The sequence below is a fragment of the Candidatus Tumulicola sp. genome (genome assembly GCA_036490475.1).
Taxonomy (GTDB): domain Bacteria; phylum Vulcanimicrobiota; class Vulcanimicrobiia; order Vulcanimicrobiales; family Vulcanimicrobiaceae; genus Tumulicola.
This window is the reverse complement of record DASXDT010000006.1, coordinates 1,571,160-1,590,514: the sequence shown is the minus strand read 5'-3', so window position 1 is coordinate 1,590,514 and position 19,355 is coordinate 1,571,160. Positions and strand designations below refer to the sequence as shown.

The 19,355-nt window shown below is 61.7% G+C and carries 21 protein-coding genes; 6 read left to right on the top strand and 15 right to left on the bottom strand.

Features of this window, described 5'->3' with window-relative positions:
- Position 1: 1 nt before the first annotated feature.
- The 4 genes from VGF98_15050 to VGF98_15035 all read right to left on the bottom strand — a co-directional run bounded on the left by VGF98_15050 (position 2) and on the right by VGF98_15035 (position 3,693).
- Positions 2 to 967, bottom strand: a complete 966-nt coding sequence (locus VGF98_15050; GenBank protein HEY1682962.1) for a dihydroorotate dehydrogenase — start codon at positions 965 to 967, stop codon at positions 2 to 4.
- Between the two features lies 1 nt (position 968).
- A complete protein-coding gene (locus VGF98_15045) occupies positions 969 to 1,796 on the bottom strand; it encodes a dihydroorotate dehydrogenase electron transfer subunit (GenBank protein HEY1682961.1) in 828 nt (275 codons plus the stop codon).
- Positions 1,797 to 2,138: 342 nt separating this feature from the next.
- Positions 2,139 to 2,732, bottom strand: coding sequence for a hypothetical protein (locus VGF98_15040; protein ID HEY1682960.1), 594 nt, complete (start codon positions 2,730 to 2,732; stop codon positions 2,139 to 2,141).
- 31 nt (positions 2,733 to 2,763) lie between these two features.
- Positions 2,764 to 3,693 (bottom strand): DUF4097 family beta strand repeat-containing protein, encoded by a 930-nt coding sequence (locus VGF98_15035; protein HEY1682959.1) that lies wholly within the window; start codon positions 3,691 to 3,693, stop codon positions 2,764 to 2,766.
- A gap of 278 nt (positions 3,694 to 3,971) precedes the next feature.
- Between VGF98_15035 and VGF98_15030 the strand changes: the two genes are divergently transcribed.
- From VGF98_15030 to VGF98_15010, 5 genes are read left to right on the top strand one after another with little or no spacing between them, the layout of a single operon-like run.
- The gene (locus VGF98_15030; GenBank protein HEY1682958.1) at positions 3,972 to 4,523 is read left to right on the top strand and encodes a sigma-70 family RNA polymerase sigma factor; all 552 of its coding nucleotides are present in this window, start codon (positions 3,972 to 3,974) and stop codon (positions 4,521 to 4,523) included.
- Positions 4,520 to 4,903, top strand: a complete 384-nt coding sequence (locus tag VGF98_15025) for a hypothetical protein (GenBank protein ID HEY1682957.1) — start codon at positions 4,520 to 4,522, stop codon at positions 4,901 to 4,903. Before VGF98_15030 ends, VGF98_15025 begins: the two co-directional genes overlap by 4 nt.
- A gap of 9 nt (positions 4,904 to 4,912) precedes the next feature.
- The gene (locus VGF98_15020; protein HEY1682956.1) at positions 4,913 to 5,599 is read left to right on the top strand and encodes a response regulator transcription factor; all 687 of its coding nucleotides are present in this window, start codon (positions 4,913 to 4,915) and stop codon (positions 5,597 to 5,599) included.
- A 15-nt stretch (positions 5,600 to 5,614) separates the two neighbouring features.
- Positions 5,615 to 7,033 carry a HAMP domain-containing sensor histidine kinase gene (locus tag VGF98_15015; GenBank protein ID HEY1682955.1) on the top strand — a complete coding sequence of 473 codons (1,419 nt, stop codon included), beginning with the start codon at positions 5,615 to 5,617 and terminating at the stop codon, positions 7,031 to 7,033.
- Positions 7,034 to 7,065: 32 nt separating this feature from the next.
- Entirely contained in the window at positions 7,066 to 8,403 is a 1,338-nt protein-coding gene (locus tag VGF98_15010; protein ID HEY1682954.1) for a DUF4097 family beta strand repeat-containing protein, read from the top strand.
- A 70-nt stretch (positions 8,404 to 8,473) separates the two neighbouring features.
- On the opposite strand, the gene VGF98_15005 is transcribed toward VGF98_15010, so the two are convergent.
- The 5 genes from VGF98_15005 to VGF98_14985 form a co-directional block, all read right to left on the bottom strand.
- Positions 8,474 to 9,286, bottom strand: coding sequence for a hypothetical protein (locus VGF98_15005; GenBank protein HEY1682953.1), 813 nt, complete (start codon positions 9,284 to 9,286; stop codon positions 8,474 to 8,476).
- Positions 9,287 to 9,478: 192 nt separating this feature from the next.
- Entirely contained in the window at positions 9,479 to 9,904 is a 426-nt protein-coding gene (locus VGF98_15000; GenBank protein ID HEY1682952.1) for a GNAT family N-acetyltransferase, read from the bottom strand.
- The gene (locus VGF98_14995) at positions 9,894 to 10,715 is read right to left on the bottom strand and encodes an MBL fold metallo-hydrolase (protein ID HEY1682951.1); all 822 of its coding nucleotides are present in this window, start codon (positions 10,713 to 10,715) and stop codon (positions 9,894 to 9,896) included. Before VGF98_14995 ends, VGF98_15000 begins: the two co-directional genes overlap by 11 nt.
- 56 nt (positions 10,716 to 10,771) lie before the next feature.
- A complete protein-coding gene (locus VGF98_14990) occupies positions 10,772 to 11,992 on the bottom strand; it encodes a DUF1501 domain-containing protein (protein HEY1682950.1) in 1,221 nt (406 codons plus the stop codon).
- Positions 11,993 to 12,004: 12 nt separating this feature from the next.
- The gene (locus tag VGF98_14985; GenBank protein HEY1682949.1) at positions 12,005 to 13,486 is read right to left on the bottom strand and encodes a DUF1800 domain-containing protein; all 1,482 of its coding nucleotides are present in this window, start codon (positions 13,484 to 13,486) and stop codon (positions 12,005 to 12,007) included.
- 3 nt (positions 13,487 to 13,489) lie between these two features.
- On the opposite strand from VGF98_14985, the gene VGF98_14980 reads away from it, so the two are divergent.
- A complete protein-coding gene (locus tag VGF98_14980) occupies positions 13,490 to 15,199 on the top strand; it encodes a carboxyl transferase domain-containing protein (protein ID HEY1682948.1) in 1,710 nt (569 codons plus the stop codon).
- Between the two features lie 350 nt (positions 15,200 to 15,549).
- On the opposite strand, the gene VGF98_14975 is transcribed toward VGF98_14980, so the two are convergent.
- The 6 genes from VGF98_14975 to VGF98_14950 all read right to left on the bottom strand — a co-directional run bounded on the left by VGF98_14975 (position 15,550) and on the right by VGF98_14950 (position 19,336).
- Positions 15,550 to 15,972, bottom strand: a complete 423-nt coding sequence (locus VGF98_14975) for a GNAT family N-acetyltransferase (protein ID HEY1682947.1) — start codon at positions 15,970 to 15,972, stop codon at positions 15,550 to 15,552.
- 103 nt (positions 15,973 to 16,075) lie between these two features.
- Complete coding sequence (locus tag VGF98_14970) at positions 16,076 to 16,789, bottom strand: hypothetical protein (protein ID HEY1682946.1); 714 nt, start codon at positions 16,787 to 16,789, stop codon at positions 16,076 to 16,078.
- Positions 16,790 to 16,848: 59 nt separating this feature from the next.
- Entirely contained in the window at positions 16,849 to 17,337 is a 489-nt protein-coding gene (locus VGF98_14965) for an OsmC family protein (GenBank protein ID HEY1682945.1), read from the bottom strand.
- A complete protein-coding gene (locus tag VGF98_14960; protein HEY1682944.1) occupies positions 17,330 to 17,710 on the bottom strand; it encodes a DUF427 domain-containing protein in 381 nt (126 codons plus the stop codon). Before VGF98_14960 ends, VGF98_14965 begins: the two co-directional genes overlap by 8 nt.
- Positions 17,711 to 17,789: 79 nt before the next feature.
- Positions 17,790 to 18,530, bottom strand: coding sequence for a molybdopterin-dependent oxidoreductase (locus tag VGF98_14955; GenBank protein ID HEY1682943.1), 741 nt, complete (start codon positions 18,528 to 18,530; stop codon positions 17,790 to 17,792).
- Positions 18,527 to 19,336: a cytochrome b/b6 domain-containing protein gene (locus tag VGF98_14950; GenBank protein ID HEY1682942.1), complete on the bottom strand. Its 810-nt coding sequence runs from the start codon at positions 19,334 to 19,336 to the stop codon at positions 18,527 to 18,529. Before VGF98_14950 ends, VGF98_14955 begins: the two co-directional genes overlap by 4 nt.
- Positions 19,337 to 19,355: the final 19 nt, after the last annotated feature.

The window sequence follows — 19,355 nt, the reverse complement described above, 5'->3', positions numbered from 1 at the left end:
ACTATCCAGCATCTCCTTCGATTTGTGCGGCGCTCAAGCGCCCGACGTTGGCTTTGCCCGTCAACTCGGCAATCGTGGACAAGCCGCGCCGCTGTAAGTAGTCCGATAGCCCGGCTACGATGCGTTCCGGTACGCGCGGGTCCGTAAAATTCGCGGTTCCGATTCCGATTGCGCTCGCACCCGCCAGGAGAAACTCCAGCGCATCGGAGACGGTTTCGATTCCACCCTGTCCCACGATCGGAATCTTCACCGCGCGCGCGACTTCGTACACTGCCAACACGGCGATCGGCCGAATCGCCGGGCCCGACAGGCCGCCCGTGACGTTCCCCAGACGCGGACGCCATGTCTCGACGTCGATCGCCATGCCGCGCACGGTGTTGACGACCGCCAGCGCATCGGCGCCGGCCGCCTCGGCCGCCCGCGCGATGCCAGCGATGTCGGTGACGTTGGGCGACAGTTTGACGATCAGCGTTTTATCGGTGGTCGAACGCACGGCGCGCACGACTTTTTCCGTCAGGCGCGGATCGCACGCGAACGTCTCGCCTTCGCTGGCCACGTTCGGACACGAAATGTTCACTTCGATCGCAGCGATCTCGTCGCGCGATGCCAAGCGTTCGCAAACGTAGGCGTAATCGTCGATCGAGAAGCCGGCGACACTGCCGATCAGGACGCACGGACGTCCGGCAAACTTCGGCACGTCGTGTTCGAGATACCAATCGATGCCCGGATTCTGTAATCCGATCGCGTTGAGCATTCCGGCGGCAACGTGCACCAGGCGCGGCGTCGGATTGCCGAGCCGCGGCTCGCGCGTGACGCTCTTGAGCACCACCGCGCCGATCTTGCGTAAATCGGCGAACGAGGCGAACTCGTCGCCCGAACCGTAGCAGCCGCTGCCCATCAGCGTCGGATACGGCAATTCGAGTTTGCCCAGGCGCACCGACAGATCGGGCATTGCGATCGCCGTCATGCTACCACCGCAGCTCGTCGCTCCAAAAGACCGGACCCTCCTTACAGATTCGTGCGTACACGACGTCGCTGCCGCCGCGATCGCCTGGCGGGAAACTCGGCGCTTGCGCGCTCTCTGCCGAGAGCGGCACCACGCAACCCCAGCAGCCGCCGACGCCGCACGCAAAGGTTTCCTCGAGTGAAAGTTGCGCTCGCACGCCCATGCGAGCCGCCGACGCGGCAACGGCGCGCAACATCGGAGATGGACCGCAGGCCAGCAACAATTCGGGAGGCTTGCGCTGCTCGAGCAGCTGGGTGACAAAACCATGATGCCCGGCGCTGCCGTCGTCGGTCGATACGGCAACGTCGCAGCCGAGCCGCGCGAACCGCTTGGCGTCGACCAAGTAGGCGGACGACCGGGCGCCATACAGCAGTTCCACACGCGAACCGGCGCGCAACAACTCCTCGGCAGCCAGTAATACCGATGCGATGCCGACGCCTCCCGCAACGATCGTGGCGCGCTTCGGAGGCTTGGTGAGATCGAAGCCGTTACCCAGCGGGCCGAACATCGATAGCTCGTCGCCCGGACGCAACGCGCCCAACTCACGCGTTCGCTTGCCCGTCAAGAAAAACAACAAGCTGATACGATTGTCGTCTGCTTCGTAGATTCCGAGCGCGACGGCGGCCGCTTCGCCGGTTGGAGGAACCGCCATCACATAGTGCCCGCCGCGCGCCGCGCGTGCGAGTTCGGGCGCGCGAAATCCTAGAGAAATCACGCCGGGCGCAACGACGCGCCGATCGATGACGGATGTGACGTGTACGCGAGCGTTGTGATCGAGCGCCGGCTGCATTTCCCTCATATTTCTCCTAATTCTAAAAAAAATCCGCGAATTTGCCCTAACCGTCTTGCAGCTTCGTGCGTTATACGGTATAGAGCAGTAAGAACTCGAAAGGAGGGCTCCGCAGATGGCTGGTCTACTCGTTTTCAAATCGTTAGCGGATGCGCTCCGCGCTGGTTATCAAGTGTACGACCGAACCGCCGACGGATATCTCGTCCGAACGCGTACCTCCGCAGGCTGGGCGATGGCTCTGGTATCCTGCAAGTAACGTCCTCTTCACTTTTTCATAACCACCACCACTAACGAAAATGCCGCCGGAAATCCGGCGGCATTTTTTGTTTGGATCGATCGCTTCTAGCGACGGTCGGGCGGCGAAGCCGGCGGCTCGATCTCGGTCATGCCGGTCGGACGCCAGCCGCCGTACGAAGAGGGCGGCGGAGGCGGGCCGGTCGGCGCCGTCGGCGCCTGCGGCGCCCCGGCGCTGTACTGCGATTCGGACGGCGAGCAGCCTACACCGGGCAACTGTCCGAACTGGGCTCCCCCCATGATCGCAGTGATGATCTGGGCGATGCCGACGAACAGCGGGATGAGTCCGCCGAGCAGCCACGGTCCGAACGCGTGGTGCCCGATGAACGAGAGGCCGATCAGCAGCGCCAAGCCGATGAAGGCGACCTGAACGCCTTTGCGCAGATGGGCTTGCGCTTGGAACGACGGATCGTAGGCGGCGGGGCTCCATCCCGGAGGCGGAACCGAAGCGCCCGGCCCGGGCCCCGGCCCAGGTCCCGGCACCCAGCCGGATTTCATGCCCCACTTCGCCGCGTGCCGCATTGCGTGCGGATCGGGCGGCGGAACGAAGCCGCGCTTGAGCATTTCCATTCGTTCTTGGTGCGCGAGGACGCGGGTGACAACCCACGCGGCAATCGGCGCGCCGACAACGATGAGAATCACGAAAACAGGTACGACTGTGCCATCCATGATCTTAGACCGCTCCGTTTGTAAGAATGTTAATCGATCCGTCGTCGCTCGATGCCCGGAGATTTCCCGAGCCGTTCCCGAGGCGGACCGTGTGATGTGCGCCGTCGCCATCGCCGTGGGCGGTATTCTTTCCGTCTACGGAGATGCGTCCGTCGCTAGTTGATGCGTCGACCGTGAGGTCGGCGTCGCGCCGGAGCGCGAGCCGAATCGAGCCGTCTCTCGTCGAGACGTCGTATGAACCATTTGCGGGGAACGAACCGCCGGCGTCGATCGAACCGTCGTCCGTTTGCAGCGACGCGTGCGGCGCCGAGCCCGTGAGTGTCAAACCTTTAGCGACGATGCGTCCGTCGCTCGAGTGTGCGTCCAGCGAAGCCGCCGTCACGCCGTCGAGATGGATGCTTCCGTCATCCGATTGCGCCGTCAGTGCGTCGCCCTGAACGTCGGTCAGCGTGATGCGTCCGTCTTGCGAATGCACTTCGGCACCGCCGCGAACGCCGGTCAGCGTTGCGCCCGAGCAGCGTACGATCTTGAGATGTGCGCCGGGCGGAACGTCGACTTCGATACGTTGATCCGAAAAACCAATCTGAATGTGTGCGCCGAACGAATCGGAGTGCGCTCGCGAGATCGAAACGCCGCCGGCGGTTCGGCTCACGTGCAGCGGTTGTATGTGGCCGCCCCACATGAGATCGGCGTGCGAACGGTCCGCGACGTGCACCAGGCCGTCGTTCGATACCGCTACGTCAACGCGAGAATCTGAGTCGTCGACCTCGATCTGTGGGGCGCCGCCGGCGGCGATGGGCGCGATCGGGCCGGCGGTCCAACCGCCGCCGCGTTGCGCCGAAAATGCATGCCCGCCTTGAAGCGCAAACACTCCGATACCGACCAGCAGTATTTCGACTGCAACCAGCATCGCGACGATCGGGGTGCGGTTCATCGTTAGATACGCGGGCCCCAGCCGGTGAAGGTCGGGCGCAGCGCCTGGGCGGAGTTCCGCTCGGTTCCGCCCACTGTGGGGCGAGCCGGATCGGAGAGGAGTGTGTTCGGGATAGTCGCCATTTTGGGTTTATGCCTCCGTGAAAGTGTCTGCCCTACCTACGGCCCTGCGGCGCACTTGTTTCGAATTCGTGCGATGCCGTCGAGGCGAAACAACTCGATACGCACGCGCGTACTTGAGACGTGCCGGTACTCGCTGAGGCCCCGCCGGAACGCCGAATGACGAACTCACCGGCCGACGGGGAATTGGTTACGATGACCCTCCACGGACACCCCGAAGCGTTCGCCACGTTGGTGGAGCGCTACGATCGGGCCGTGTATCATCTGGCGTATCGCACCTTACAAAATGTTGAAGATGCACGGGATGCTACCCAGGAGGCATTTTTCAAGGCCTTTCGCAGCTTGCGGACGTTCAAGCCGGGCGCGAAATTCTCGACCTGGATCTTTGCCATCGTCTACCATGCGAGCTGCGACCGCCTGGACCGTCGAAAGCGATTCAGTAACGAGGAAATGCCGGAGCGGGCGGACGCAACGCCAGGGCCGGAACAACAGGCAATCGATCTCGACCAAGCACGCCGGCTGCGAACCGCAATCGACCAGCTACCCGAGAAATACAGGACGGTGATTACGTTGTATCATTTACAAGGACGCCAGTACGACGAGATCGCCGAGGTATTGGGGCTGCCGATGGGTACGGTAAAGACACACTTATTCAGGGCGAAGGAGCAGCTACGCAGGCTTCTTGGGAACACGGAGGTAACGGAATCATGATGTACGACAGCGACGATGCGCTCGACCGAGCCCTCTTCGCATTACCGCTGGAGGAGCCGCCCGGCGAGCTCCGCGGATCGATACTGACTGCCACCGCCTACCGCCCGGCCCCGCCGTTCTCGCTGTGGGAAGTGATCGCCATTGGTGCCGTTTCGGCCGTAACCGTGTGGCTGGTCATCCTCGTCGCCTTGGGTGGCGGCGCCCTTTTCGTGAACACGCTGTCCGCGATCGCCCATACGATAGCGACCGGTCTCTCGAATGTAATGGTCCTGGGTTGGCTGGGCGCCGGCACGGCGACCGCGCTGTGGCTGTCACTTTTCACCTCATCACAATCTGCCGTCATGTTACGGCAGAGGTTCGAGGCCGGACGCGGTCGATAAACGTGGTGCATGGAGAAACCCGCGGACCGTCAGCCATATAAGATTCTCGTCATCGAGGACGACGCGGCCATCAGCCGCGTGCTGCAGCTCGAGCTCGAGCACGAGCGGTACGACGTGGATGTCGCTCGCGACGGGCTCAGCGGTCTAGAAAAGGCCCTCAAAGAGCCCGACCTCGTTATCCTCGATTTGATGATTCCGCGCATGGACGGCATGGAAGTGTGCCGCCGCATTCGCGCCAAGAGCAAAGTCCCGATCATCATGCTCACGGCCAAAGACCGCGTTCCCGACCGGATCGCCGGCCTGGACGTCGGCGCCGACGACTACGTCACCAAACCGTTCTCGACGCCCGAATTGTTAGCACGCGTTCGCGCGCGGCTGCGCGAGCGTTCGCCGCAATCGAACGTGATCGAGTATCGCGACGTGGTGATGGATCGCGATCGCCACGAAGTGCATCGCGGCGACCAGCCGATCGCTCTGACCGCCAAAGAGTACGCGCTGCTCGAGTACTTGCTGCTGCATCGCAACAAAGTACACACGCGCGACGAACTGTTCAACGGAGTGTGGGGCAGCGACTTTCTCGGCGACTCAAACTTGATCGACGTGTACGTGCGGTATCTGCGCGGCAAGATCGACGATGGGTTCGACGACAAACTGATCACGACCGTACGCGGCGTCGGTTACACGATCAAGGACTGATTCCAAGGTCCGTTCGTGTCACTAAAATGGCGCATCGCGTTGTCGTATGCGGCCCTGTTGATCGTCGTGCTGGCGGCCACCAGCGGCATCATCGCGTGGCGCTTTCAAGGCATTCTCTACGATCAGTCGATGGCCAATGTATCGGCCACGATGCGCGCGATCGTGCAATCGGCCGCGCAGTCGAATCCGTTTTCGGTGCAGGGCAGCTCGCCGGCCAGCCTGCAATTTCTCTTTACCAGTAGCAATCTAGCTAACTGGAGCTCGCCCAGCAGCTTCGTGCAAGTCGACTCCGCGGCCGGCTATCCGCTCGCGAAAACGGCGAATCTCGGCGATGCCAGCATTCCGCCCAATGCGTCGCTCTCCGCCAAACGTCAAACCGACTATCGCAACGTCACCGTCGATGGGCGTCCGTTTCTCGTCGAGGACCGGTATTTACGCGAGGGCGATAGTTCGGCAATCGTGCACGTCGCCGAACCGCTCGATGCGCTGAATCAAACGTTCGCTCGGGCGCGCGACGCCATCGCGTTGGTCCTGGTATGCGCCGCGCTGGCGGTCGTGCTGTTTTCGATCGGTTTGGCCGCGCAGATTACGACGCCGCTGAACGAGCTGTCGGACGCAATGCGGCAGATCGGTTTCGACCGGCTAACGCGACGTCTTCGCTGGACGCAGCGCCGCGACGAGATCGGTCGCTTGGCGACGAGCTTCGACGATTTACTGCAGCGCCTATCCGAAGCGTTCGCCCGCGAGCGCCAGTTCATCTCGGATGCATCGCACGAACTCAAGACGCCACTGACGTCGATCAATTCGAACGCTCAGATGCTGCTGCGCTGGGGTGACCGCAATCCCGAAGTGTTGCGCGACAGCCTCGAGACGATCGCGAGCGAAAGTGCCACGCTGGCCGACATGGTGAACGGCATGCTGACGCTGGCCAAGGCCGACCGCGGCGACGACGTTCCCAAGGAGCCGGTGTCGTTGGCGCAGGTCGCCAGCGAGGTGACCAAGCACGCGCAGCCCCGAGCCGAGGAAAAGCACCTCGCCCTCGATTTCCGTTACGACGGAACGCCGACCGTGCTGGGGGATCCCGGCTTGTTACGCCAGCTCGTCTCGAACCTCGTCGACAACGCCCTCAAGTTCACCGAGCAAGGCGGGGTGGACGTCCACGTGAGCAGCGAGGGTCCGAACGCCTTCGTCGAGGTTGCCGACAGTGGCCCGGGCGTGCCCGAAGAGGAGCTGCCCCTGGTTTTCGACCGCTTCTACCGCGCCGATAAGGCCCGCTCGCGCGCCGTACCGGGCACCGGCCTGGGGCTCGCCATCGTTCGTTCGATCGCCCGAGTGCACGATGGAGAGGTGACGGTCGGCCGTTCCGAGCGCGGCGGCGCCCTTTTTCGGGTGCGCTTGCCCATGCTGGCCATACCGTTCACCGGCCCTTCATGATGGACGCGACCGCAGGCAGATACAATAGAGACGTGTCCAACCGCCGCCCCGCGCGCTGGGGCCAGATGTTCGCGTTCGCAGTTCTCTGCTGGGCCGCCGTGCCCGCGGCGGCTGCATTGGCCGACCAGTCCGTCTCGGTGGGACCCAATCCGGTTCTGAACGTCCAACTCGACAGCGGCACGTTGAACGTGCAAACCTGGGACCGGCCCGACGTGAGCGTGCAGACCCAAGGAACGGTGAACGTGCGACACGTGCCCGCATCGGCGGTCGATCCGAATTTGTCGCATCAGTACACCGCCTGGTCGCAGAACGTCTCGACATCACACGGCAACGTGACGCTTCCCGAAGAGTCGTTCGTGATGCCGCAACTGCAAGGTTCGACGCACGACGCCGTCGTCGCGCAAGGGCACGGTAACACAACCATCATGGTGCCCCGCGGCACCGCATTGGTGACGGCGCACGTGGGAACCGGACAGTACAATCTCCGCAACTACAACGGCGCGTTCATCGCACACGTCGATAACGGCGGCATCACGATGAATCACGTGCACGGCAGCGGCTACGCCGAAGCGGTCGACGGCCAGGTACGCGCTAACAACTCGACCTTCGATCGTTTGCGCGTGCGTACGGCCACCGGCAACATGCTGTTTCGCGGCTGCACGTCGCATCAGATCGAGGCCAGCAGCCAATACGGCTCGATCGTATACGACAACGGATCGTTTCAGGCGGGCTTAGCACGGTTCGAATCGGTGCACGGCAACGTGGCGCTGGGCGTTCGCGGAAGCGCGCAAATCGGCGCACACAGCGGTTCGGGACACATCGTGTCGAGCTTTCACGACGGCACGCAAGTGCATAACGGCACGAACATGACGCAAGCCACCGTGCGCGGCGGCGGTCCTGTCGTTACCGCCGACAGCAAGAACGGCTCGGTATACCTCTACAACGGATCGGCGCGCAACCACCCGCGCGTACAAGCCGAACTGCGCAGTACTCAGACGCTCCCGGGATTGCCGCGACCGGTGCAACAGGCTTCGGCCCGCGCCTATGCACCGGCTCGTGCGTTCGCTCCGGCGAACGTCGCGCCGCGGTACGCTCAGCCGGCTCCGCGCTACGCGACGCCGCAGTATCCGCAGCGCTACCCGCAACAAGTGCAGCAGCGCTACCCGCAACAGCCGCCGCCGGCTCGCTATCAACAACCGCAGCCGCAGCCGCGCTCTTCCCAGCCGCGCAACGCACAACCGCCGGCGCCTACCTATCAACAGCAGCAGGGTGGACGCAAAGGCGCGGCACCGCCCCAGAATTCACAGGGCGACGCGCGCCCGCACCAGCGCGACAGTCATCAGCCGCCGCGGTTCCACAGGATCGGCTAACTACCCGAACTCGTGCCCCTCGAGCTCGCCGTTCCTGCAACGTCGGGCGGTTGCCCAGGACGCGCGCTCGTTACCACTTTCCAACGACTAGCGACGGCGCAGCAGCGATGCCGGCCACGCCTGCAAATGCGCCCGGCACTGCATACGTGTACACCAGCTTGCCGCCCGGATACGTGTAGTATTGATACGATGTCGCGTTGTATCCAGAGTCGCCCGCATAGAAATGCTTGCCGTCGGCCGTCAGCGAGAACTGATAGAGCCAGGGCAGATTATCGATCGATTTGCTCGGGCTCGTTTTCCCCGGCGGATAGGTTTGGATGCTCGAGTTCGAGCCTGCGGACACCACGTCAGCCAATAGATTCCCCGCACCGTCAATCGCGAGTGCGAGCGGCAGCACGTTCGAGTTCAAAACTTTCATCGAGCCTTTGCCACGCACGAACTCACCGATGCCCGACGTAAAACTCGGCCCTTCGTAACCGACGAACACGTTGCCGACCTGGTCGACTGCTAGGCCGGACGGATACTGAACGTTCCCGTCCGCTAGCGTCCGCGTCGGCTTCGTACTTCCGTTCTCGTAGATCGCAATGTCCGCGATCCCGCCGCTCAACTGACCCTCAAAGACGTACAGCGTATTGCCGCGTAGAGCAATATCGTACGGTGATTGTGTGGTCGGGAAACTCTTGACCGGCGTATTCGTACCGGGAGCGTATTCGTATACCCACGTCGAGTACGAATCGGCGAAGTAGACGTTCTGCTTTGTGTCGATCTGAATCGAGTTTTCGACACCGGGATAGAGATCGAACGAATACAGCGTTTTCCTGGGCGCGTGCGGTGCGCCCGGATACACGTACGTATATCCGGTGGAGGTCGGCGAAACGTACACGACGCGCCCTTCCAGGGCGCTTTGTCAGCCGGGATTACTGCGGCCCTACTAGGCGCGAACGTGCGAGCCGCGCGGGCCAGCGAACGCACCGCTCCGGCGCTTGACGCGGTCGAATTTGGCAATGCGGCCGACGAACAACCCGCCAGAGCGAGCGCAATGGTAGCCACGACGGATCGGTGGATCATGGTTCCCTTACAATAAAAATTTACGGAGTACGGACATATCGATCTTGAACGTATGCTGCGGCAGCAGCGCTTCCTGGTGATATCCGCAGGCTTCGAAAAATCGCTGGGCTGCGCTGCCGGACGGAACGAGCACCGTCATCTTGTGGCAGTTGTAGTAGTTCGCGATGTCCTCGGCGTTGGCCAATAATCCGCGACCGATGCCTACGCGCCGATTCGCCGTTTGCACGAACAGACGCTCGATGTGCGCCAATGAGGCGGCGATCCGGATCGTCAGGGCGCCGACGGTCTCGCCCGCGTCGATCGCGGCGAAATCGTGCGACTGCTCGTGCCAAATGACCGAGAAGCCGTAGAACGTCTTGAGATTCTCGCGTTCGCTGCACTGGAAAAACTGCGCGACCGATGTATCGGCTGGCCGGGTAATCTCAAACGCCAACCGCGGCAACCTCGGTGTCGAGATCGACAGTCAAGCCGTCGTGGGCGGCGATCACGCGCAGCCCCAGTTCGTCTTCCAACTCTTGGGCCAAATGACGCGGCTGCGCTTCGAGCATCTTCGTTCCGAAATGCTGCATGATCGCGACCCTTGGACGAACGGCTTCGACAATCGATCGCGCACCATCGAACGTGAGATGGTCGACCTTGGCGTCATCGCGGTAGCGAAGAACGTTAATGACCAGCACGTCGGGTTTGTGCTGTGCGTAGTCTTCGGCGAGGCCGGTGAAGAAGCGGCCGCACGGTAGGTACGCGACGCGCAAGCCGCCGTACGTGAAATGCATGCCGTACGTCTGCACCGCGTGCAGATGCGGCATCGACGTACGCAGTTCGACATCACCAATCGCGTATGGCCCGGAAGATGGTTCGAGGCGCACGACCGTTCCGGCATACCGTTGCGAGTACGCAAGCACGACGGCGCCGTGTTCGAAGGCATCGGCCGGCGCCAGAATTTGTCCGCGACGGCGAAAACCGCCCGACGTCATGGCTTCGATCAGCGCGTTGACATCGCCGGAGTGGTCGAGATGTTTGTGCGAAAGAACGATCGCTTCGAGTTCGCGCGGATTGCACGGTGGAACGTGCGAGAGCGCCCGTACTAAGGCGCCTGGACCGGGATCGACGTGGATTTGCGTGTCGCCAAACCGTATCCACATTCCGGCCGACGAACGCAGTTGCCGTGCAACGACGAAGCGCGCACCACCGCTGCCGAGAAAGAGAATGGAGGAACGGCCGGCGATGCGTTCCATCGGTTGCATGCCGCCGTGTTTTGCACGACATGCAACCGAGAACCTACGATGCCGCCGAAGCGACTTTAGGCTAAGATCGGAAGCTTCGAGAACTGACCGCCCAGGACGGGGGCCGACGGGCGTCCGAGCCAACGCTCGAGTACCGTTGCATACACGCTACGGAAATCCGTGCTGAACTTGACATTGCCCATGTTGGTGTTGTTGAGATCCGGATCGGAGCCGTATACTCCGCCCTTGACTCCGCCGCCAACCATGAAGAGCGGTGAAGCTTCGCCGTGATCGGTACCGCGCGCGCCGTTCTCTTCAATGCGCCGTCCGAACTCTGAGAACGTCATGGTGAGCACGCGCTTGTCGTTCCCGTGCGCTGCGAGGTCGGTGTAGAAGGCCGACAGCGCGTCGGACAGCTGGCCGAGCAGATTGTTCTGTGTCTGGACTTGGTTCACGTGCGTATCGAACGAACCGTGCGAGACGTAGAGCACTCGGGTACCGATGTTGCTGCCGATGATCTGTGCCGCCAGCGCGAGACTCTTTCCAATCGTCGACGACGGGTAGGATGCCTGCGTGCGGTAGCCGCCGATCAGGTGCGGCAACTCTTCGGAACCGCGTTGCGCGTGATCTTCGATCTGCATCACCTGGCCGAGATACGGCGATTGAAAGAGTAGGCTGCGATCGTGCGCATCCTGCGCAAACGCATTGCGCGAATAGGGATCCTGATCGGACACCAAACCGTAGTGATTGAGGTTGGCGATCGTCGGAACGTCTATGCGCTCCGATACCAGCGCTTCCGGCAGCACTTGCGAGATCGCGACGCCCTTGAACAAATTTTTATCGGGTAAGCCGGCCGAGTCGAGATACCGCCCGAGCCATCCGGTGTGCATGTACGTTTCGGGAGCAGCGGTCTGCCAGATTTCGCTCGAACGGAAGTGCGAATGATTCGGGTCCGGATAACCGACGCCCTGAACCACCGCGACCATTCCCTTATCGTATAAGCCCTTCAGCGAACGCATCCTCGGATTGAAGCCGACCTGCGAGTTGATGTGCAACACATCGCTCGATGCGATCGCCAGCGACGGACGCACGCGATAGTATTGGGAATTTCCGTGCGGTACGACGCAGTTCAGACCGTCGTTACCGCCGATGAGATTCACCAGCACTAGCGTACGATTGTCGCCGCCGGGTAAACCGGGCAGCGGCGATTGCGCGAGCGCCTTGGCGAAGAAATGATCGCCGCTTGCGACCACGCTGAGTCCGGAAAGCGTTCCCGCTAGAAAATTAAGACGTTTCATTTTGGCCTGCAGTCAGTTGAGTTGGTAGGCGGGCGTTGCCATAGCTAAAAAGGTCGCGCCGCTCACGCGTTCGTCGTAGTTTTCGATCGTCAGCGCCGCCAGCGCCGCCGATCCCGCACCGGCGAGATACGAATCGATTTGATGCATCGAGGCGGGCGCGACGTCGCCTTGCAAGATTCCCGAAGAGAGGGTTTGCGCCACCGTCGTGGGGTGCATCGGAATCGATTTCAGCCACGTCGATTGTTCGAGGGTCTGCGAGTTGGCGATGCGTTTGAGGAAGTTTTGACGCGCGATCATCGTGGCACTCGTGATCCAGTTCGCACCGCCCGGCCAACCGGCGACGTTGGGCGGATAGAACAGCATCTGTCCGGTTTCGCGAAGAATCGGCAGTACGGTACCGTCGAGCTTGTCGATGCCGAGTGTCCGATAGGCGCCGACCACGAACTCGACCGGGCTCTTCACCAATGCGCGATAGGCGCGCGGCGAGAAGAACACGCGGCTACGCAGCAACGTCGCCATGACCGGCTCGAGATTATAGTCGTTCTTGCGAATGACGGCCGCGAGACTGTCGACCAGCTCCGGCTCGGGGTCGTTGTAGACGAAATTATTGAGCAGGCTAGTCGCGAAGAATCGCGCGCACTGCTGCTGCGAGAAAATGATGTTGACGATGTCGTCGCCGTCGAAGTTGCCGGTCTGCCCGAGGAACGTTTTGGAACCGTTGTCATGTGCGGCCGGATCGAAGGACGCTTGTTCGGTAATTTTATTGACCTTCCAGCCGGTCCAAGCGCGCGCCGAGTTGCGCACGTCCTCTTCTGTATAGTGGTCGACCCCAAGCGTGAACAGTTCCATCAACTCGCGCGCGAAGTTTTCGTTATTTTCCGAAACCGAGTTGCGAGCGTTGTCGAGATATCTGAGCATCGCCGGATCTTTGGCCACGGCCTTGGTGAGATCGCGAAGATTGCCGAGCGCATATTGCCGAAACAGTTGCTGCTGATCGAACATCATCGCGGGCGAAATGCCCTTGCGAATGACGGTCGAGGTGAAGTGACCGTGATAGTACAGGGTCATCTTCTCTTGCAGCGGCGCCGGCGATGCGAGCATGCGGTTGAGCCACCAGACCTGCATCGACAGCGTCGATCCGTGCTCTTGGCGCCGGATGTCTTTGTTGAGGTCCTTGCGCTGCATGATGCCGAGCGAACGCAAGCCGCCCGGTCCGTATTGTTCTAGCTGGGAAGTCGGACTGTAGAGATCGCTCGGCGGGTCGACACGCAACTGCGGATAGCGAACGAGCGAATCGACGGCCGCGGCCGGGCTCATCGCTGCATAGCGGGCGACTTCTTCGGGCGTTCCGCCAAAGGCGGCGCGCCGCAGTAAATGTGCGGCCGAACGCTCCGTCAGCGGCCCTTCGAACGGCAGCAGAGCGGTGGTCGCGTCCAAACGCCCTTGCGGACGATTCATGCCGCCAAAATCGGCGGTCGTTTGCGCGATTGCCATTGGGTGCAGTATAGCACTCGGCTTCAGGTTGGAGCCGGTGTGGCAGCGACATCTAACCGGCGCTTCACGAAGCTCGCCGGGGTCGTATGGCAGCGCCGGAACGAGGCGGCCAAGCGCCGAACGGCCTGGCCGATGGCCGTCTTGGAATCGCGTCTCGCGCGCGACGAATCGTTCGATCGCAATTTCGAGCGCATGAGCGCTTCGGTAACCGAGCTGCGCGCGCGGCTGGCCGCGGTGCGCGCCGGCGGCGGTGAGGAGTCGGTCGCCAAGCATCGATCGCGCGGCAAGCTGCCGGCTCGCGAACGGATCGACCGGCTGGTCGACCCCGGCTCCGAGTTTTTGGAATTTTCGGCGCTGGCCGCCGGCGGCATGTATTCCGACGACTCTCCGTCGGCCGGCATCATCACCGGCATCGGTATCGTTGAAGGCGTGCATTGCGTCATCGTCGCGAACGACGCCACCGTTAAGGGCGGTACGTACTACCCGATGACGGTCAAGAAGCATTTGCGCGCGCAAGAAGTCGCCGAGCAGAATCACTTGCCGTGCATTTATTTGGTCGATTCGGGCGGAGCGTTCTTGCCGTTGCAATCCGACGTATTTCCGGATCGCGAACATTTCGGCCGCATCTTTTACAATCAAGCGCGCATGTCAAGCAAACGTATCGCGCAGATCGCTGCCGTGATGGGTTCGTGCACGGCCGGCGGTGCGTACGTTCCCGCGATGAGCGACGAAACCGTGATCGTGAAGGGTAACGGAACGATCTTCTTAGGCGGTCCGCCGTTGGTGAAGGCTGCCACGGGTGAGGAAGTTTCGGCCGAAGATTTGGGCGGTGCCGACGTGCACACCCGCGTTTCCGGTGTGGCCGACCATTTCGCCAACGACGACAATCAAGCGCTGGCGATGGTGCGTGAGATCGTGCGCAATCTGCATCTGGAGCTCCCGCAGCAATGGGATCGCGTCGAGCCGGTGGATCCGGCATTCGATCCGCGCGAGTTGTATGGCGTTATCCCTTCGGATAGTCGAGTCGGTTACGACGTACACGAAATTATCGCGCGGCTGGTCGACGCATCGGAGTTTCACGAGTTCAAGGCGCGGTACGGCACGACGCTTGTGTGTGGGTTCGCGCGGATCGACGGACATCCGGTTGGGATTTTGGCCAATAACGGCATTTTGTTTAGCGAGAGTGCTCTCAAGGGGGCGCATTTTATCGAGTTGTGCGCGCAGCGCGGCACACCGCTGTTGTTCTTGCAGAATATTACCGGGTTCATGGTCGGACGCGAGTACGAGAATCGCGGCATCGCCAAAGACGGCGCGAAATTGGTGATGGCCGTCGCGTGTGCTGAGGTGCCGAAGTTTACGGTCGTGATCGGCGGCAGTTTCGGAGCCGGCAACTACGGCATGTGCGGACGCGCCTACTCGCCGCGCCAGCTCTGGATGTGGCCCAACGCGCGCATCAGCGTGATGGGTGGGCCGCAAGCTGCGAGCGTTTTGTCGACCGTTCGCGGCGGCATGACTGCTGAAGAGAAGGCGGCGTTCGAAGCGCCGATCTTAGAGAAATACGAACGCGAAGGCTCGCCGTATTATTCGACGGCCCGCATGTGGGACGACGGGATCATCGATCCTTTGGATACACGGCGCGTTCTGGCGATTGGTTTAGATGCCGCGGCGCATGCGCCGCAGCCGCGGACGCAATTCGGCATATTCCGGATGTAGGCATCCGCGCGGAGAGCGTTGGTTATTCCGGCTCGTCACATGGTTGCGGCTCGTATTGGTCGATTGACGGAGGCGATAGCATAAATTTGCACCGTACGGAATTCGGACTAGACTAAGTCCACTCGTTCACATTTCGGCAACACGCAAATCGGACGGAATTCTAACCTTCCGTACGGCTTCGGACTACGTTCGGGCTCTTACATGAGAAAATGTTCGCCAGTTGTCCCGTCTATCCACAGTCGATCGGTGGATCGCATCAAAATCGATCGAAAACGGTGTTAGCGAATTGTGAACCAGTGAACTAGACTTAGTTCAATTTCGCTACAGTGGTCAAACACACTGACGGCGAGCTACTTCGAGCCTTGGGTCGAATCATGGAGGCTCTTGCTTAAAACGACGCTCACATAGCGCGCGTGCGGCCAGCGATGGCGCTCCACGATTCGAAACCCGCGCTTCTGATAGAAGCCGATCAGTTCGGTGGCCAGCTCGGCGGTATCGCACGCAATTTCCGACTTACGATCGGCCAGCGCTTTCCGCTCCACGACGTCGAGTAGAGCAGAACCCACGCCCGTACCTTGAAGGCGCGGGATCACCGCAAACTGGCCGAAGTGGGCGACGTCGGCATTCGTATACCGGGCCGGTCCATCCGCGCCATGACCTCCGGCGTAGTAACAGACCGTGCCGACGAGATCGTGCGCTCGATACGCGATCCAGCAGGCAGATGCCGCCGCGACGCGCGCGCGCGTCACCGACGCATCCTGTGTGGCGGCCACGTAGTTGAGGCCCATTTCGGCTAACGGCCGATAGGCGTCGTTGAGAAGCCGCGTTAGATCGTCGTACGAGACGAAGGCTTCGTCGAACTCACGTATGCCGAGATTAATGTGGAAACGCGTTCGGGTACAGGGTGAAGTATTTCGGCTGCTCGATCCACGTACCGTTGCGATAACGCAGCGTCGCGACAGCCTTCGCCTTCGTCGGGCAGCAATTCGGCGCGGTCGAGTTGTAGTACGGCCCGTTAAGAATCAACGCGTCGGACACGCCGCCGGTCCCTCGCGATACACGCACCTTCAAATCGCAGTTGTTCTGAATCGTCACCGCCGGAACGACCTTGCCGGCCGAATTCGTGCGAAGCACCGTGACGGTGGCCGATCCGCAGTCCGCGCCGGTTTCGTGCGAAGAAACGATCAACTGCTCCACCGCGGGCTGCATCAGCATCGCACTGTCGACGATCTCCGCCGACTGCAACGGGTACCACATATCGCCAACGGAGGCTTTCTCGACCTTCGAGAGCGGCCCACCGTCACGTGGCGACTGATACCGTAAACGATACGTCGTGTCGTCAATCTGGTAAATCGAAAGATACCACTGATAAAACGTCGTGCCGGAGCTCTTACCGACGGCGCGTTTGCTGATCACACCGCGCCACTGGCTGTGCATCGCCTGACCGGCGAGGTACACGACTTGGCTCTGCACCACCGAACCGGGTGCGAGCGGTGAGAACGTCGGGTGCGGCGGCTCTTCGGCCGTCACGGGCAGACACAGCGAAGCCGCCAATGCAAAAAGGGCGGCAGTCGTCAACAATCGGCGCATGGCGGCAGCTACGCGAGCGAACGAGGAGCTTCCTCGTTAAGGGCGTTCGGGCGTTGGCGTCAGGGTGTCGCCGTCGCGGCTTCCATGCAGTCGATCGCGTGCGCGCAATGGGACTCGACCTCCCGGTCCGACGAAGCCGGGACGATCAGCGTCTCGATGTCGGCGCCGCTCGAAATCGTCTTGTGTACCGGACACTTGAGCGAGACCGCCAGCAGCCGCTCTTTTTGTTCGTCGTCGAGTTGGCCGGTCAATTCGATCTGTCGCGTAAACTTGTCGCGGCCGTTCAGACCGTCACGCTCGTGCAACACGCGCACCTTGACGTGCTCGAGCGGCCACTGTTTGCGCTTCGCGTACAGTTTCATCGTCATGGCGGTACAGCCGCCGAGTGCGGCGGCGAGCAAGTCATAGGGATTCGGACCGGAAGCCAGTCCGCCCATTTCAACCGGCTCGTCGATGATGAACGTCGTGTCCTCAGTCGTGACCCGCGACTGGAATAAGCCGCCTTCGGTCGTCTCGATCAGTATCGCTTCTTCCAACGGATCAATCATCCGAAACTTCGATCGAGTCGACGCGATCCGGATAAAACGCGACGTGACCTTTGATCGCGGCCACCGCATCGTGCGGAGCCTCGTAGGTCCAGATCGCGTTTTCGCTCCGTGCACCACCGTGCGAAATCGAATGATAGGACGCTTCACCTTTGTACGGGCACCACGTCGTGTGCTCGGTCTTCGCGATCAGGCTGTGGTCGACGTCGGCGAGCGGAATGTAATGCGCGACCGGATATTGGGCCTCGCGCAGCGCCAACGCATTGCGCGAGTCGGCGACCTTCTTACCGGCAACGGTCACGACCACGCGGCCCTTCGCGGGCTCGACCGTAATCGGATGACCGGGGTGCGGTTGTAAAACTTGTCGATTGCTCAAGAACTGCGTCCTCCGCTGGCGATAACCGTCGAACGACCCGAGCGGATGCGCCATCGGCCGCACCGCGCGCCCTAGGGCGTTAGATGCCCGCGTACCACTCGTAGCCCTGGTCTTCCCAATAACCGCCGCGTCCGCCGCCGACGCTCGCAAACGACGAGGCTAGCTCGATGCGCGCGACCCATTTCGCGCTCTTGTAGCCCAGTTGCGTGGGAACGCGCAGCCGCACCGGCGCCCCATGCGCGGGATCGAGTAGCGCGTCGTTGAGCGTCAAAGCCAGCAACGCCTGCGGATGATAGGCCTGATGCAGATCCAGCGATTCGTAATACAGCGTGCCGCTGCCGTCGTTATCTAAACAGTGAAAAATAGCATAGCGCGCGTCGCGACGCACGCCGGCGGCGTCGAGAATATCGGCTAGGCGTACGCCGCTCCATTTGCCGATCGCACTCCATCCCTCAACGCAATCGTGTCTCGTCGTTTGTGTCTGGCGCGGCATGCGCAGCAACTGCGAATAGGCAAACGTGCGCGGCCGATCGACCGCGCCATCGACGACCAGCTTGTAATCGACGAAGCCGTGCGCGGCCAATCGCACGTAGTGCGAATCGTCCGGCGTCGCAAAGCCGTTGACGCGAAAGTTGCGATCGACCGCCGAATCGGCGTACTCACGCGCCAAACCGCGCGTGCCGATCAACGCATGATCGAGCGGCTCGACCGATTCGAGTACTTTCTGCCACGCCGGATTGTTGGCGACGGTGTTGGCGATCGGACCGCAGCCGGCCAGCGCCGCCGAGATCGATGATGCCAAAAACAAGCGACGCTTCACGGGCCGGTCACCTCTCGCTCATCCAACTTGTACCAGCCGGTGATCATCGCACGCATCTGATTGACGACGCCTTGCGTCGCTACCTGAAACACGTGCACCGCGAAAAACGCCAGCAACAATCCCATGCCCACGAAGTGCCACAGCCGCGCGAACTGCCGTCCGCCTAACAGCCACGTCAATGGATTAGCGATCGCGTCTATGCCCGGCGACAACGCTAGCCCGGTCAGCACGACGAACGGCGCGATCGCGAACAAGATCGCCGTGTACGAAAACTTTTGCAGCGGATTGTACACGCCGTGCGGCGGAGGCTCGCGCCGCAGGTGAAAATAATACGCCTGCATCGGCCACAGCTTCGGAATATCCGATGGGCGCAAGACGAGATCTCGCAGACTGCCCTTCCTCCATGCGGAAATCAGCCAGACCAGCCAACTCAGTCCGCCGATCCACGCGAAAAAGAAATGCCAGCGGCGCCCCCCGGCGAGATCTTGGTTGCCCGGGATCGTGATCCAGGCCGGAAAGGCGTGTAAGCCCTGCGATCCTTGGCCGTCGTCGGTCCAGCCCAGCCATCCGGTGGTAAAAAACGTATGTCCGAAAATCGTCGTCGTGCCGACGCCGTCCGACGGCGCACCGATCGCCAAGACGCGCCGCGCCGCATTGCTTTTATCGGAAGCGTCCAGGTTCGGAGAGGCGTTGAAAATCTGCAGACCGCTCGAGACGAGCACGGCAAACGCAAGCGCCCAGAGCCAGTGGCTGGCTCGGGTCAGCCAAGCATAGCGGTAGATCAATCGCATCGCTCGCGCACCCATTCCAGCAGTATAACGCGTC

Bases quoted from the DNA above. Each gene is read 5' to 3' on its own strand.
- VGF98_15050 (HEY1682962.1), bottom strand. From the start codon at position 967: ATGACGGCGATCGCAATGCCCGATCTGTCGGTGCGCCTGGGCAAACTC.
- VGF98_15045 (HEY1682961.1), bottom strand. From the start codon at position 1,796: ATGCAGCCGGCGCTCGATCACAACGCTCGCGTACACGTCACATCCGTC.
- VGF98_15035 (HEY1682959.1), bottom strand. From the start codon at position 3,693: ATGAACCGCACCCCGATCGTCGCGATGCTGGTTGCAGTCGAAATACTG.
- VGF98_15030 (HEY1682958.1), top strand. From the start codon at position 3,972: ATGACGAACTCACCGGCCGACGGGGAATTGGTTACGATGACCCTCCAC.
- VGF98_15025 (HEY1682957.1), top strand. From the start codon at position 4,520: ATGATGTACGACAGCGACGATGCGCTCGACCGAGCCCTCTTCGCATTA.
- VGF98_15020 (HEY1682956.1), top strand. From the start codon at position 4,913: ATGGAGAAACCCGCGGACCGTCAGCCATATAAGATTCTCGTCATCGAG.
- VGF98_14995 (HEY1682951.1), bottom strand. From the start codon at position 10,715: ATGCAACCGATGGAACGCATCGCCGGCCGTTCCTCCATTCTCTTTCTC.
- VGF98_14990 (HEY1682950.1), bottom strand. From the start codon at position 11,992: ATGAAACGTCTTAATTTTCTAGCGGGAACGCTTTCCGGACTCAGCGTG.
- VGF98_14985 (HEY1682949.1), bottom strand. From the start codon at position 13,486: ATGGCAATCGCGCAAACGACCGCCGATTTTGGCGGCATGAATCGTCCG.
- VGF98_14970 (HEY1682946.1), bottom strand. From the start codon at position 16,789: ATGCGCCGATTGTTGACGACTGCCGCCCTTTTTGCATTGGCGGCTTCG.
- VGF98_14965 (HEY1682945.1), bottom strand. From the start codon at position 17,337: ATGATTGATCCGTTGGAAGAAGCGATACTGATCGAGACGACCGAAGGC.
- VGF98_14950 (HEY1682942.1), bottom strand. From the start codon at position 19,336: ATGGGTGCGCGAGCGATGCGATTGATCTACCGCTATGCTTGGCTGACC.